The organism is Bradyrhizobium sp. AZCC 1678 (assembly GCF_036924765.1).
GTDB classification, from domain to species: domain Bacteria; phylum Pseudomonadota; class Alphaproteobacteria; order Rhizobiales; family Xanthobacteraceae; genus Bradyrhizobium; species Bradyrhizobium algeriense.
The window spans coordinates 958,402-972,634 of record NZ_JAZHSE010000001.1; the positions used below are offsets into that span (position 1 = coordinate 958,402).

Annotated in this window: 11 protein-coding genes; 8 read left to right on the forward strand and 3 right to left on the reverse strand. The window is 63.4% G+C overall.

Going from position 1 to position 14,233, the window contains the following annotated elements; translation table 11 throughout:
- The first annotated feature begins 33 nt into the window (after positions 1–33).
- From sucD to V1294_RS04610, 6 genes are all read left to right on the forward strand, one after another.
- Positions 34–918, forward strand: coding sequence for a succinate--CoA ligase subunit alpha (gene sucD / locus V1294_RS04585; RefSeq protein ID WP_334357024.1), 885 nt, complete (start codon positions 34–36; stop codon positions 916–918).
- Positions 919–1,051: 133 nt separating this feature from the next.
- Positions 1,052–4,009: a 2-oxoglutarate dehydrogenase E1 component gene (locus V1294_RS04590; RefSeq protein WP_334495437.1), complete on the forward strand. Its 2,958-nt coding sequence runs from the start codon at positions 1,052–1,054 to the stop codon at positions 4,007–4,009.
- 152 nt (positions 4,010–4,161) lie between these two features.
- Positions 4,162–5,406: a 2-oxoglutarate dehydrogenase complex dihydrolipoyllysine-residue succinyltransferase gene (gene odhB / locus V1294_RS04595; protein ID WP_334495439.1), complete on the forward strand. Its 1,245-nt coding sequence runs from the start codon at positions 4,162–4,164 to the stop codon at positions 5,404–5,406.
- A gap of 82 nt (positions 5,407–5,488) precedes the next feature.
- Positions 5,489–6,235 (forward strand): SDR family oxidoreductase, encoded by a 747-nt coding sequence (locus V1294_RS04600; protein ID WP_247782597.1) that lies wholly within the window; start codon positions 5,489–5,491, stop codon positions 6,233–6,235.
- Between the two features lie 34 nt (positions 6,236–6,269).
- Positions 6,270–7,673, forward strand: a complete 1,404-nt coding sequence (gene lpdA / locus V1294_RS04605) for a dihydrolipoyl dehydrogenase (RefSeq protein ID WP_334488145.1) — start codon at positions 6,270–6,272, stop codon at positions 7,671–7,673.
- A gap of 163 nt (positions 7,674–7,836) precedes the next feature.
- A complete protein-coding gene (locus V1294_RS04610) occupies positions 7,837–8,367 on the forward strand; it encodes a hypothetical protein (RefSeq protein WP_334495442.1) in 531 nt (176 codons plus the stop codon).
- 269 nt (positions 8,368–8,636) lie between these two features.
- Here V1294_RS04610 and V1294_RS04615 read toward each other — a convergent pair whose 3' ends face one another.
- Complete coding sequence (locus V1294_RS04615) at positions 8,637–9,227, reverse strand: DUF4337 domain-containing protein (RefSeq protein ID WP_247782600.1); 591 nt, start codon at positions 9,225–9,227, stop codon at positions 8,637–8,639.
- Between the two features lie 149 nt (positions 9,228–9,376).
- Here V1294_RS04615 and V1294_RS04620 point away from each other — a divergent pair, with 149 nt between their 5' ends.
- Complete coding sequence (locus V1294_RS04620; RefSeq protein ID WP_334495444.1) at positions 9,377–9,565, forward strand: hypothetical protein; 189 nt, start codon at positions 9,377–9,379, stop codon at positions 9,563–9,565.
- Between the two features lie 132 nt (positions 9,566–9,697).
- Here V1294_RS04620 and V1294_RS04625 read toward each other — a convergent pair whose 3' ends face one another.
- The gene (locus tag V1294_RS04625; protein WP_334504487.1) at positions 9,698–10,669 is read right to left on the reverse strand and encodes a tyrosine recombinase XerC; all 972 of its coding nucleotides are present in this window, start codon (positions 10,667–10,669) and stop codon (positions 9,698–9,700) included.
- Between the two features lie 119 nt (positions 10,670–10,788).
- Here V1294_RS04625 and V1294_RS04630 point away from each other — a divergent pair, with 119 nt between their 5' ends.
- Entirely contained in the window at positions 10,789–12,999 is a 2,211-nt protein-coding gene (locus tag V1294_RS04630) for a primosomal protein N' (protein WP_334495445.1), read from the forward strand.
- A gap of 154 nt (positions 13,000–13,153) precedes the next feature.
- Here the strand turns inward: V1294_RS04630 and V1294_RS04635 are convergent, their stop codons facing one another.
- Positions 13,154–13,630: a septal ring lytic transglycosylase RlpA family protein gene (locus V1294_RS04635; RefSeq protein WP_334488158.1), complete on the reverse strand. Its 477-nt coding sequence runs from the start codon at positions 13,628–13,630 to the stop codon at positions 13,154–13,156.
- Positions 13,631–14,233 lie beyond the last annotated feature (603 nt).

Here is a 14,233-nt window from a genome sequence, read left to right on the forward strand (position 1 = left end):
CGTTCCCGGTCACCTACGAAAGCGTTCGCAACCATGTCCGTTCTGATCGACAAGAATACCAAAGTCATCTGCCAGGGTTTCACCGGCAAGAACGGCACGTTCCATTCGGAAGCCGCGATCGCTTACGGTACCCAGATGGTCGGCGGCACCTCGCCGGGCAAGGGCGGTTCGAAGCATCTTGACCTGCCCGTCTTCGACACCGTCGCCGAAGCGCGCGAGAAGACCGGCGCAGATGCCTCCGTGATCTACGTTCCGCCGCCGGGCGCGGCGGATGCGATCTGCGAAGCGATCGATGCGGAAATTCCGCTGATCGTCTGCATCACCGAGGGCATTCCGGTGCTCGACATGGTGCGCGTCAAGAGATCGTTGAGCGGATCGAAATCGCGGCTGATCGGGCCGAACTGCCCGGGCGTGATGACCGCCGGCGAATGCAAGATCGGCATCATGCCGGCCAACATCTTCAAGCCCGGCAGCGTCGGGATCGTTTCCCGTTCGGGCACGTTGACCTACGAAGCGGTGTTCCAGACCACCCAGGAGGGCCTCGGCCAAACCACTGCGGTCGGCATCGGCGGCGACCCGGTCAAGGGCACCGAATTCATCGATGTGCTGGAAATGTTCCTCGCCGATCCCAAGACCACCTCGATCATCATGATCGGTGAAATCGGCGGCTCGGCCGAGGAAGACGCCGCCCAGTTCATCAAGGACGAGGCCAAGCGCGGCCGGAAGAAGCCGATGGTTGGCTTCATCGCCGGCGTCACGGCCCCTCCCGGCCGCCGCATGGGCCATGCCGGCGCGATCATCTCCGGCGGCAAGGGCGACGCCGGATCCAAGACCGCGGCCATGGAAGCGGCCGGAATTACGGTCTCTCCGTCGCCGGCACGGCTCGGACATACCCTTGCCGAAAAGTTGAAATCGTAATTCAATTCTTGGTTCTTTTCGGGGCGAAGTTTCGCATTAAATAGGGTAAGGGGTACTTATCCCGCTGATCCGGTTTCCGGATCGGCGATGCGCCGTCTTCCACGCGCAAACCGAAAATTACCAGGACGCCATCATGTCTCGCCAGGACGCGAATGCAGCATTTGCCCTCTCCTCATTTTTGCAGGGCACCAACGCCACCTACATCGACGACCTCTATGCCCGCTACGAGCAAGACCCCGCATCGGTCGACGCCGAATGGCAGGAATTCTTCAAGAGCCTGAAAGACACCCCGGCCGACGTCCAGAAGAACGCCGAGGGGCCCTCCTGGGGCCGCGACAACTGGCCACTCACCCCGCGCGACGAACTGACCTCGGCGCTGGACGGCAACTGGGTCACCGTCGAGAAGGCGGTCGGCACCAAGCTTGCCGCCAAGGCGCAGGCCAAGGGCGCCGAGCTGTCGGCCGCCGACATCAACCAGGCGACCCGCGATTCGGTCCGCGCCTTGATGCTGATCCGCGCCTACCGCATGCGCGGTCATTTCCACGCCAAGCTCGATCCGCTCGGCATCGAGGCGCAGCGCGACCGCGAAGAGCTCGATCCGCGCACCTATGGCTTCACCGAAGCCGATTTCGACCGCAAGATCTTCCTCGACCACGTGCTCGGTCTCGAATACGGCACGCTGCGCGAAATCGTCGCGATCTGCGAGCGCACCTACTGCCAGACGCTCGGCGTCGAGTTCATGCACATCTCCAACGCCGCGCAGAAGGCCTGGATCCAGGAGCGCATCGAGGGTCCGGACAAGGAAATCAGTTTTACCCGCGAGGGACGCCGCGCGATCCTCAACAAGCTGGTCGAAGCCGAGGGGTTTGAAAAGTTCTGCGATCTCAAGTTCACCGGCACCAAGCGTTTCGGCCTCGACGGCGCTGAATCGCTGATTCCAGCGCTCGAACAGATCATCAAGCGCGGCGGCAATCTCGGCGTGAAGGAGATCGTGCTCGGCATGCCGCATCGCGGCCGCCTCAACGTGCTGACGCAGGTCATGGGCAAGCCGCACCGCGCGCTGTTTCATGAATTCAAGGGCGGCTCCGCCAATCCGGACGCGGTCGAAGGCTCCGGCGACGTCAAATACCATCTCGGCGCGTCGTCCGACCGCGAGTTCGATAACAACAAGATCCATCTGTCGCTGACCGCGAACCCGTCGCATCTCGAAATCGTCGACCCCGTCGTGCTCGGCAAGGTTCGCGCCAAGCAGGACCAGCACGGCGATCCGCCGGATATGCGAATTTCGGTGCTGCCGATGCTGATGCATGGCGACGCGGCGTTCGCCGGCCAGGGCGTCGTGGCTGAATGCTTCAGCCTGTCCGACCTGAAGGGCTACCGCACCGGCGGCTCGCTGCATTTCATCGTCAACAACCAGATCGGCTTCACCACCTATCCGCGCTACTCGCGTTCCTCGCCCTATCCGTCCGACGTGGCGAAGATGATCGACGCGCCGATTTTCCATGTGAACGGCGACGATCCGGAAGCGGTGGTGTTCGCGGCCAAGGTCGCGATCGAGTTCCGGCAGAAATTCCACAAGCCTGTCGTCATCGATATGTTCTGCTATCGCCGCCATGGCCACAACGAGGGCGACGAGCCGGCGTTCACCCAGCCGGTAATGTACAAGCGGATCGCCTCGCATCCGTCGACACTGGAGATTTATGCCAGGCGGCTGATCGCCGACGGCGTGATGACCGAGGGCGAGGTCGAGAAGGCCAAGGCCGATTGGCGCGCGCGGCTCGATGCCGAGCTCGAGGCCGGTTCCGGCTACAAGCCCAACAAGGCCGACTGGCTCGACGGCAAGTGGGCGGGCTTCAAGTCCGCCGACCAGGAAGAGGAAGCCCGCCGCGGCGTCACCGGCGTCGACGTCAACATCCTCAAGGATATCGGGCGCAAGATCACCAAGGTGCCGGACGGCTTCCGTGTTCACCGCACCATCCAGCGCTTCCTGGAAAACCGCGCCAAAGCCATCGACAACGGCGTCGGCATCGACTGGGCGACCGGCGAGGCGCTGGCGTTCTGCACGCTGCTGCAGGAAGGCCGTCATGTCCGGCTGTCGGGCCAGGACTCGGAGCGCGGCACTTTCTCGCAGCGCCATTCGGTGCTGATCGACCAGGAAGACGAGAGCCGCTACACACCGTTCAACCATCTCGGCCACGATCAGGGCCATTACGAGGTCATCAACTCGCTCTTGTCCGAAGAGGCGGTGCTCGGTTTCGAGTACGGCTATTCGCTGGCCGAGCCGAAGGCGCTGGCGATGTGGGAAGCGCAGTTCGGCGACTTCGCCAACGGCGCGCAGGTGCTGTTCGATCAGTTCATCTCGTCGGGCGAGCGCAAATGGCTGCGCATGTCCGGCCTCGTCTGCCTGCTGCCGCATGGCTATGAAGGGCAGGGGCCGGAGCATTCCTCGGCGCGGCTCGAGCGTTTCCTGCAGATGTGCGCCGAAGACAACATGCAGGTGGTGTATCCCACGACGCCTGCGAATTACTTCCACGTGCTGCGGCGCCAGTTGCATCGCGAAATCCGCAAGCCCCTGATCATGATGACGCCGAAGTCGCTGTTGCGGCACAAGCGCGCGGTCTCGCAGCTCGACGAACTGGGGGCGGATACCACCTTCCACCGCATCCTGTATGATGACGCCCAGATGCGGCCCGACGAGAAGACCAGGCTCACGCAGGACGACAAGATCCGCCGTGTCGTGCTGTGTTCGGGCAAGGTCTATTACGATCTCTACGAGGAGCGCGAGAAGCGCGGCATCGACGACATCTACATCATGCGCGTCGAGCAGCTCTATCCGGTGCCGCTCAAGGCGCTGGTGCAGGAGCTCGGTCGCTTCAAGAACGCCGAAGTGGTCTGGTGCCAGGAAGAGCCGCGCAACATGGGGGCGTGGCACTTCATCGAGCCCTATCTCGAATGGGTGCTGAACCAGATCCATGCGCCGAACCGGCGTCCGCGTTACGCGGGCCGCGCGGCGTCGGCCGCAACCGCCACCGGTTTGATGTCGAAGCACCAGGCGCAGCTCAAGGCGATGCTGGATGAGGCGCTGAACTAGCAATTGCCCCAAGTCGTCATGCCCGGGCAAAAGGCGCGAAGCGCTGTCTTCGCCTCAAATGTCCCGGGCATCCACGTCTTGCTTTGTGAAAATTGTCTTAGGGCGTGGATGGCCGGGACGAGCCCGGCCATGACGCAAAGAGGAAAAAGACCATGACTGAAATTCGTGTTCCGACGCTCGGCGAGTCCGTGACGGAAGCCACCATCGGCCGCTGGTTCAAGAAAGCCGGCGAGGCCGTCGCGGTGGACGAGCCGCTGGTCGAGCTTGAGACCGACAAGGTCACCATCGAGGTGCCGGCGCCATCAGCCGGTGTGCTCGGCGAGATCGCGGCCAAGGACGGCGAAACCGTCGCCGTCGGCGCGCTGCTTGGGCAGATCAATGACGGTGCGGCGAGTGCTGTGAAGCCGGCCGCCGCACCTGCCAAACCCGTAGCAGCTCCGGCTGCAGCGCCAGCTGCCGCTGCACCTGCTGCGGCTCCGAAGGCTGTGGCATCGGATGCGCCGCTGGCGCCGTCGGTTCGAAAACTCTCCGCCGAAAGCGGCATCGATGCCGCGACCGTGCCGGGCTCCGGCAAGGACGGCCGCGTCACCAAGGGCGACATGCTGGCCGCGATCGAGAAGGCGGCGTCCGCGCCGACCCCGGTCAATCAGCCGGCCGCTTCCGTGCAGGTGCGCGCGCCGTCTCCGGCTGACGATGCCGCGCGCGAAGAGCGCGTGAAGATGACGCGGCTGCGCCAGACCATCGCGCGGCGGCTGAAGGACGTGCAGAACACGGCGGCGATGCTGACGACCTTCAACGAGGTCGACATGACCCACATCATGGCGATGCGCACACAATACAAGGACGTGTTCGAGAAGAAGCATGGTTCGAAGCTCGGCTTCATGGGCTTCTTCACCAAGGCCGTCGTGCAGGCGCTGAAGGATATCCCGGCCGTCAACGCCGAGATCGACGGCACCGATTTGATCTACAAGAACTACTACCACATCGGCGTCGCCGTCGGCACCGACAAGGGCCTGGTCGTGCCCGTGGTGCGCGACTGCGACCACAAGTCGATCTCCGACATCGAAAAGGGAATCGCCGATTTCGGCCGCCGCGCCCGCGATGGCCAGCTCAAGATCGACGAGATGCAGGGCGGCACCTTCACCATCACCAATGGTGGCATCTACGGTTCGCTGATGTCGACGCCGATCCTGAACGCGCCGCAGTCCGGCATCCTCGGCATGCACAAGATCCAGGAGCGGCCGATGGTGGTCGGCGGCAAGATCGAGGTCCGCCCGATGATGTATCTGGCGCTGTCTTACGATCACCGCGTGATCGACGGCAAGGAAGCGGTGACCTTCCTGGTCCGCGTCAAGGAAAGCCTGGAAGACCCCGCACGTCTGGTGCTGGATCTCTAACGCCATCGGCTTTGCCCGCGCCGGTGTGAAAGGCCGGCGCTGCGAGCCATGGATCGATGCGCGCCGACTTGTGGGGGCTGATATGACGGACAAGGTTGTTGTGATCACCGGCGGTAGCCGCGGCATCGGCCGCGCCACCGCGCTCGCTGCCGCCGCGCGCGGCTTTCGCGTCGTGGTCGGCTACGCCAGCAATGAGGCGGCGGCGAAGGAAGTCGTCGCCTCGATCGAGCGCAAGAACGGCAAGGCGATTGCCGTGAAATGCGATGTCGGCAGCGAGGCGGATATTCTCGCGCTGTTCGCTGCCGCCGACGAATTCGGAACGCTAGGGGCGCTCGTCAATAATGCTGGCATCGTCGGCCCGTCGGCGCGGGTCGAGGACATGTCGGCCGAGCGCATCCAGCGCATGATGGCGGTCAACGTCACCGGCAGCATCCTGTGCGCCCGCGAAGCCGTGAAGCGGATGTCGACCCGCAAGGGCGGCGAGGGCGGCGTCATCGTCAATCTTTCCTCGGTCGCGGCGAAACTCGGCTCCCCCAATACGTATGTCGACTATGCGGCTTCCAAGGGCGCGGTGGATTCCTTCACCGTCGGTCTCGGCCATGAAGTCGCCGGCGAGGGCATTCGCGTGGCCGCGATCCGCCCCGGGCTGATCGATACCGAGATTCATGCTTCCGGCGGCGAACCCGATCGCGCGCATCGGCTGGCGCACATGGTGCCGATGCAGCGCGTCGGCACCGCGGATGAAATCGCCAACGCCATCGTCTGGTTGATCTCGGACGAGGCGTCCTACGTCACCAGCGCCATCCTTGATGTCTCGGGTGGGCGGTAATACCTGACACGTTTCTCAGCTACAGGACTTCATCATGGCTTCCTACGATCTCGTCGTCATCGGCACCGGCCCGGGCGGATATGTCTGCGCGGTGCGCGCGGCGCAACTCGGCATGAAGGTCGCCGTGGTCGAGAAGAACGCGGCACTCGGCGGCACCTGCCTCAACGTCGGCTGCATGCCGTCGAAGGCGCTGCTGCATGCCTCCGAAATGTTCGAGGAGGCCGCGCACTCATTTGCGAAAATGGGCGTCAGCGTTTCCACGCCAAAACTCGATTTGCCCTCGATGATGAACTTCAAGCAGCAGGGCATCGACGGCAACGTCAAGGGCGTCGAGTTCCTGATGAAGAAGAACAAGATCGATGTCATCAATGGCAAGGGCAAGATCCTCGGCGCCGGCAAGGTCGAGGTCACGGGCAGCGACGGCAAGGCGCAGACGGTCGAGACCAAAAACATCGTCATTGCCACCGGCTCCGATATCGCGCGGCTGAAGGGCATCGAGATCGACGAAAAGCGCGTGGTGTCGTCGACCGGCGCGCTATCGCTGGAAAAAGTGCCGGAGAAGCTTCTGATCATCGGCGCGGGCGTGATAGGGCTCGAGCTTGGCTCGGTCTGGAAACGGCTCGGCGCTGAGGTCATGGTGGTCGAATTCCTCGACCGCATCCTGCCGGGCATGGATGGCGAGGTTGCAAAGCAATTCCAGCGCATGCTCGAAAAGCAGGGCTTTGCGTTCAAGCTCGGCGCCAAGGTCACTGCCGTCGATACGTCAGGCAAGATGTTGAAGGCGACGGTGGAGCCAGCGGCGGGTGGAACGGCGGAGACGCTCGAGACCGATGTCGTTCTCGTCTGCATCGGCCGCGTGCCCTACACCGAAGGGCTCGGCTGCAAGGAAGCCGGCATCGCGCTCGACAATCGCGGACGCGTGCAGATCGACGCGCATTTCGCAACCACCGTGAAGGGCGTCTACGCGATCGGCGACGTGGTGGCGGGACCGATGCTCGCGCACAAGGCCGAGGATGAGGGCGTCGCCTGCGCCGAGATCATTGCCGGCCAGGCCGGTCATGTGAACTACGACGTTATTCCAGGCGTGGTGTATACCACGCCGGAAGTGTCGTCGGTCGGCAAGACCGAGGAAGAACTGAAGCAGGCCGGCGTCGCCTACACCTCCGGCAAATTTCCGTTCACCGCCAATGGTCGCTCCAAGGTCAACCAGACCACTGACGGTTTCGTGAAGATTCTCGCAGACGCGAAGACTGACCGCGTGCTCGGCGTGCACATCGTCGGCCGCGAAGCCGGCGAAATGATCCACGAAGCCTGCGTTCTGATGGAGTTTGGCGGCTCCGCCGAAGATCTGGCGCGCACGTGCCATGCCCATCCGACCCGCTCGGAGGCTATCAAGGAAGCCGCGCTTGCGGTCGGCAAACGCGCCATCCATATGTGATCGGAACCCGGTACATACCGGGTAGAGCGTGATTGAAGAAGCGGGTATCCGCTTTCTCTCGCGACAAACGCTGAATGCGTTTGCGCGGAGATCATGCTTTGAACAAAGAGGTGGGGCGGAATGACGCTGGTATGAACGTCATTGCGCTCCAGAGACACAATAGATGATGCGCCGCCTGTTACAGCCGTTCTGGGTCCTGCTTGCGGTCATCTTCCTGATCGAAGCCTGGCTGTGGGATCATCTCGAGCCGATCGTCGAGCGCATCGTCGCACGGATCCCGCTGCGCGCCTTCAAGCAATGGCTGTCCGGGCGCGTCGATATGCTGTCGCCGGCGATGACGCTGATCGTGTTCGCGGTGCCGGTGATCCCGCTGTTCCCGCTCAAGCTGGTCGGCCTCTGGCTGCTGGCGAATGAATATTGGCTGAGCGCCGTCGTCGTCATCGTGTTCGGAAAACTCGTCGGTGTCGGCGTCACCGCCTTCATCTTCGACGTAACGCGCACAAAACTCCTGCAGATGGCGTGGTTCAGGACGATCTATGAATTCATCATGGCGATGCGCGCCAAGGCGGCGGAATTGGTCATGCCGATCAAGCTGCGCATTCGTGAAATGCTGCGTGGCGACGGCGAGGGCTGGTCGTCGCGGACGCTGCGGCTGATCGCGCGTTTCCGCAAGAGCGTGCACGAAGCGCGGTAGTCGCGCACCCGCCCCTGGAGGGGGTCGAGACGAGCGAAGCTCGCTCTTGGGTCGACGCGCGCATGGCGCGCGGCGGGGTGGGGTGACGGTCTCTCCACGTCCAACAGTGCCCGAGGGGAGAGACTGTCACCCCACCTCGGTTCGCATTTTATGCGAACCGATCCACGAGCGAGTTTTGCTCGTCTCGGACCCCTCCAGGGGAAGATGAAGGCAAGTCCGCCGCTGCGCTTGCCCACCGTCTGGATCACGGCTTGCCGCTCCGCGCAAACTCAATGCAAATGCAAGAGATGCGGCGCGTAGAGGCCGAGCGCCGTAATCGCGATGCCCGCGATCGCCAATATGCCTGACACCCAAGCCAGAGCGATCATGCCGGTGATGATGGTGGCCGAGGCCAGCACGATGCCGATCTGGAAGGCGGCCGAGGCGATTTCATAGTGGTGATACTTTGCCGTTGCGTCGTCGCGCTGGTGCTCGGCATGCTTGGCGCGTGCGGCGAGCTGTTCCGAACCCTCCCCGGTTTCCGGCTCCGAACGGTAACGTGCTGCGGTCTTGTTCCAGTCGTCGATCTGTTTTTGCAAGGCCGCTTTCGCAGCATCGTCGCCGATGGTCCCCAGGCTGAGCTTGGCGTGTTCCGCCGTGGCCTGAACCGTGGTGCGGCGGATGCTCTTGGCCTGGAAGAACGCCCACAGGTTGGAAGCCTCGACGTTCTTGCTGATGGCCTCGGTCTGCGCGCCCTTGCCCAGCGTTTCCGACAGCGCCAGAAACAAGGCGATCACGGCGATCAGCAACGCGATCTTCTTGTTCGAGCCCGAAGCGTGCTCGGCATGCTCCGCATGCTCCATGCTTTCATGTGCGCCCATGTTTGTCTCCCCAAGGTGAAATCGTTGCCACGATTGCCGAACGGCCTGTTCAACGCAAGAGTTAAGCGGATTTTGGGCCCGTTCATTAATGGATTATTCTATCCGTATTTCTAAGCTCTCAATATGACAACCGCCGATTTCGTCGCGGCATGCTTTTGGCCGCTGGTCATGTGCGCGGGCAAGGCGCGCGTCATGTCGAACACCTCGCCCACATCGCCGGCCGCACGGTAAAGGTGACGACCCCCGTCTATGAGCGGCTCAAATTCCTGCCTGTCGTCCGCATGGAGGTCGGTCGCGGATCGGACTATGTGTACCGGATTGAGTATCTCGCAAATTAGAGCGGGATGAGATCAGGCCGGGCCGTGACGACGGGCCATCTCGTGCTCTGGACGCAAGCGGCCTGAGTGCTGCGAACCGGGGTCCAATCTACTTTGCATGGGGTTGTTTTCGATATTTGTGTCTGGCCCGCGTTACCCCCGCGGATGCGCGCTCTTGTAGACTTCCAGCAGCCGTTCGCTGTCGATCCCGGTGTAGATCTGCGTGGTCGAGAGCGAGGCGTGGCCGAGCAGTTCCTGGATCGCGCGCAAATCGCCGCCACGGCTGAGCAGATGGGTCGCGAAGGAATGCCGCAGCGCATGGGGCGTGGCGCTGTCGGGCAGGCCGAGCGCACCGCGCAGCCGCTCCATGGTGAGCTGGATGATCCGCGGCGAAAGCGGTCCGCCGCGCGCGCCGACGAAAATCGGACCGGCGGGGGGAAGCGAATGCGGGCACATCGCAACGTAATCGGCGATCAGCGCCAGCACGTTTTGCAGCACCGGCACCATCCGGGTCTTGTTGCCCTTGCCGGTGACGATGAGGACGTCGCCTTCGCCCGGCTTGGGCACGTCGCGCCGTTTCAGTCCCAGCGCCTCGGAGATGCGCAGGCCCGAACCGTAGAGCAGCGCCATCACGGCGGCATCGCGCGCCCAGATCCAGGGGTCGCGCTCCTCGCCGGCGCGCTCGTCGGCATCCGCAAAACGCTTGGCGGCGTCCATCTGGATCGGTTTCGGCAGGCTCTTTGCAACCTTGGGCGCGCGGATGGCAGACAGGGCACCGACCTTGCCCTTGCCTTCGCGTTCGAGATAGCGCCCGAACGAACGCAAGCCCGCCAGCGCCCGCATCAGCGACCGCCCGGCAATGTCGTCGGCGCGGCGCATCGCCATGAAGGCCCTGACGTCGGTGGCCTCCAGCGCCGCAAACCCTTTCAGCGTGACCCTCCTGCCCCAGTGCTGGCTGAGGAAAGTCAGGCATTGGCGGAGGTCGCGGGCGTAGGCTTCGAGCGTCTTGGGCGAGAGCCGCCGCTCGGCGCGCAGATGCGTCAGCCAGCGCGCCATCTCCAGCGCGAGGCCCTCGTCTGCGCAGTCGAGCTCGATCGGTTGAGGTGCCGGAACTTGCTTGCCCATGACCTCTGCCTTGGAGACGGTGATTCCATCCATTATATCGCACCTCTTTCGTTTACCGTTCGCTAACTTGGCGGCGCGGCGCTAGCCTTGCCCTGGACACCTCGAGCCCGATTCCCCTGATGGACCACGCCACCCGCGAAACCACCTCATCCGCGTCGCCGACCCGCGTCGTCGACGTGCTGGTGCCGGTCGCGCTCAATCAGAACTATTCCTACCGGGTGCCGCGCGGCATGGAGCTGAAGCCCGGCGACGTCGTCTGCGTGCCGCTCGGTCCGCGCGAGGTGGTGGCCGTGGTGTGGGCGGAAAACGCCAATCCCGATCCGCGCCTGCACAACCGCCTGAAGGATGTCGGCGAAAAGCTCGATGTGCCGCCGCTGAAAGAGGAGTTGCGCAGCCTCGTCGATTGGGTTTCCACCTACACGCTGTCGGCGCGCGGCATGGTGCTGCGCATGGCGTTGCGGATGGGCGAAAATCTCGGGCCCGAGCGGATGCGGCTCGGCGTCCGGCTGGTGGGCGAGCCGCCAAGGCGTTTGACGCCGGCGCGGCGGCGCCTGATCGAGGTGCTGTCGGACGGCCTGCTGCACGGCAAGTCCGAAGCCGCGCGGGAAGCCGGCGTTAGTTCCGGCGTGGTCGACGGCCTGGTCGACGAGGGCACGCTTGCCGTCGAGGCGATGCCGCCGCCCTTGGCGCCGCCCGCGCCCGATCCGTCCTTCGCGCGGCCGGAGTTTTCTCCCCAGCAGCGCACGGCGGTCGATGCGATGCGCGCACTCGCGGCCGATGGCTCCTTCCATGTCGCGCTGCTCGACGGTGTCACCGGTTCGGGCAAGACCGAAGTCTATTTCGAGGCGATTGCGGAAATCATTCGGCGGGGCAAGCAGACACTGATCCTGATGCCGGAGATCGCGCTGACCGGACAATTCCTCGACCGCTTTGCCCAGCGCTTTGGCGTGCGTCCGATCGAGTGGCATTCCGAATTGACGCCGCGCACCCGGCAGCGCAATTGGGCGGCGATATCGGCGGGCGAAGCGCCGGTCGTGGTCGGCGCGCGATCGGCGCTATTCCTGCCCTATGCGGATCTGGGCCTGATCATCGTCGATGAGGAGCACGACCAGGCCTACAAGCAGGATGATGGCGCGCATTACCACGCCCGCGACATGGCGGTGGTGCGCGCGCATATCGCCAAGATTCCGATCGTGCTGGCGTCCGCGACGCCGTCGGTCGAAACCGAGGTCAATGCGCGCAAGGGCCGCTATCAGCGCGTCGCGCTGCCGTCGCGTTTCGGCGGCCAGCATATGCCGCATATCGAGGCGATTGATCTGCGCCGCGCCCCGCCGCCGCGCGGCCGCTTCATCTCGCCGCCGCTCGCCGAGCAGATTCAGTTCGCGATCGAGAAACGCGAGCAGGCGCTGTTGTTCCTCAACCGCCGCGGCTACGCGCCGCTGACGCTGTGCCGCGCCTGCGGCCACCGCTTTGCGTGCACCATCTGCGACGCCTGGCTGGTGGATCATCGTTTTCGCCAGCGTCTGGTCTGTCACCATTGCGGCTTCTCGATGCCGCGCCCGAACATCTGCCCGCATTGCCAGGCCGAGGAATCGCTGGTCGCGGTCGGCCCCGGCGTCGAGCGCCTGCAGGAAGAGGCCGCTTCGCTGTTTCCGAACGCGCGCACCATGGTGCTGTCGAGTGATCTCATCACCTCGATCGAGACCATGCGCAGTGAGCTGAACGAAATCGCCGAAGGCCGCGTCGACATCATCGTCGGCACGCAACTGGTGGCGAAGGGACATAATTTTCCGCGGCTCAATCTGGTCGGCGTCGTCGATGCGGATTTGGGCCTCGGTAACGGCGATCCGCGCGCCGCCGAGCGGACGTTCCAGTTGCTCAACCAGGTGATCGGGCGTGCCGGGCGCGAGCAGGGCCGCGGCGTCGGCTATCTGCAGACCCACCAGCCCGAACATCCCGTGATGAAGGCGCTGGTCGCGAGCGACCGCGAGGCGTTCTATGCCAGCGAGATCGAGGCGCGCGAACGCGCCGGCTACCCGCCGTTCGGCCGGCTCGCCAGCCTGATCATCTCCGCAGGCGACCGCCCGACCGCGGAAGGTTTCGCGCGCAGGCTTGCTGCCATAGCGCCGATCGACGAGCGCATTCAGGTGCTGGGGCCTGCCGAAGCGCCGCTTGCCGTGATCAAGGGCCGCTATCGCTTTCGGCTGCTGGTGAAGTCGCTGCGCAATGTCGATCTGTCGGAATATTTGCGCGAATGGCTTGCCTCCGGGCCGAAGACCAAGGGCAATCTCAAGCTCGAAGTCGACGTCGATCCGCAGAGTTTTCTGTAAGCTTTGTTCACCCTCACCTGGAGGGGGAGGGTGACAAAAAGGCCTGCCGTCATTTGCGACGGCAGGCCCTTGTTGCCGCGGAAAGTTCCGCGACGGTTACGCAACGCAACGCTTACTCGATCTGATGGACCGGAAACGGCGCGTGTGACGCGCGCTACATGACCTCGGCAGTGACGTGGCCGACGCCGGCGCCGGTCAGGCCGACGGCGCGGGCGGCACCCGTGGACAGGTCGAGCACGCGGCCCTTGATGAAGGGACCACGGTCATTGATCGTGACGACGACGCTCTGGCCACGATAGGTCACCCGGACCTTGGTTCCGAACGGCAGCGAGCGGTGGGCCGCGGTCATGGCGTTCTGATTGAAGCGCTGTCCGGAGGCGGTCTTGCTGCCGGATTCATTGCCGTAAAAAGAAGCCTTTCCCGAGAAGGAACCGGAAGAGCGGATCGAGGCATTGGCATCGAGCCAGTTGCTCTTGGCTTGATGCGAGTGGCTCGAGTGATGCCGGTGATGCCGGGATTTTGCAGAAGCTTCGGTGATGCTGCCGCCGACCAGGAGAGTTGCGGCAATCAAGGCGAAGGCCGTACGCGACCGGATTGCACGACCCGGCACTACATTATTGGTATTCAACATAAACTAGTCCCTCAGACAGTATTGCCACATGTGTGACAAGTGGAACCCCCGTCCCAGTTTCAGTGGTTGCCGTTTGGTGACGCAATAAGGCATGAATTGGGCAGTAAAGACGGTTTCTGGCCGACTGACATATCTTGTTACTGAGATCAACTAATCAAACGATATTCCGTAATCTTGGGCGTTAACAAAATTTTAACCTATTCAATACTGATTATTACTTATCAATACTGTAATCCTCGTTAAGGCGAAGATTTGTTCAAGTAATGTTCAAATGAAACGAAAAAGCCCGGTTCGTTCCGGCCCACTCCGCTCATGCCCGCTATGCAAATACGGGCGGAACTAATCCGACCGCGGTCGAGCGCGATGTTGGGTAGGGTGCGTCCAGGCGGATCCGGGGGCAGTCGATCGCCGTCAAGAACGACGTCTGGCCGGCCTGAAAATTGACGTGCGACAAGGCATCGCCTGAACGCGCGGTCATGTTGCACCTGCGCGCTCGCTATGTTAGCAAAGCCGCGATTTTAACGATCCCGGCACCCCGCGTGCCGGTCGAAAATCGAAGTCCCGCTTGAATTCCAAGGGCTTGGATCGCTAGGCGCCGCTACC

Excerpts from the sequence above, each read along its gene's own strand:
- odhB (WP_334495439.1), top strand. The coding sequence starts at position 4,162 with ATGACTGAAATTCGTGTTCCGACGCTCGGCGAGTCCGTGACGGAAGCC.
- sucD (WP_334357024.1), top strand. The coding sequence starts at position 34 with ATGTCCGTTCTGATCGACAAGAATACCAAAGTCATCTGCCAGGGTTTC.
- V1294_RS04610 (WP_334495442.1), top strand. The coding sequence starts at position 7,837 with ATGATGCGCCGCCTGTTACAGCCGTTCTGGGTCCTGCTTGCGGTCATC.
- V1294_RS04625 (WP_334504487.1), bottom strand. The coding sequence starts at position 10,669 with ATGGGCAAGCAAGTTCCGGCACCTCAACCGATCGAGCTCGACTGCGCA.
- V1294_RS04635 (WP_334488158.1), bottom strand. The coding sequence starts at position 13,630 with ATGTTGAATACCAATAATGTAGTGCCGGGTCGTGCAATCCGGTCGCGT.
- V1294_RS04615 (WP_247782600.1), bottom strand. The coding sequence starts at position 9,227 with ATGGGCGCACATGAAAGCATGGAGCATGCGGAGCATGCCGAGCACGCT.
- V1294_RS04600 (WP_247782597.1), top strand. The coding sequence starts at position 5,489 with ATGACGGACAAGGTTGTTGTGATCACCGGCGGTAGCCGCGGCATCGGC.
- V1294_RS04630 (WP_334495445.1), top strand. The coding sequence starts at position 10,789 with ATGGACCACGCCACCCGCGAAACCACCTCATCCGCGTCGCCGACCCGC.
- V1294_RS04590 (WP_334495437.1), top strand. The coding sequence starts at position 1,052 with ATGTCTCGCCAGGACGCGAATGCAGCATTTGCCCTCTCCTCATTTTTG.
- V1294_RS04620 (WP_334495444.1), top strand. The coding sequence starts at position 9,377 with ATGCTTTTGGCCGCTGGTCATGTGCGCGGGCAAGGCGCGCGTCATGTC.
- lpdA (WP_334488145.1), top strand. The coding sequence starts at position 6,270 with ATGGCTTCCTACGATCTCGTCGTCATCGGCACCGGCCCGGGCGGATAT.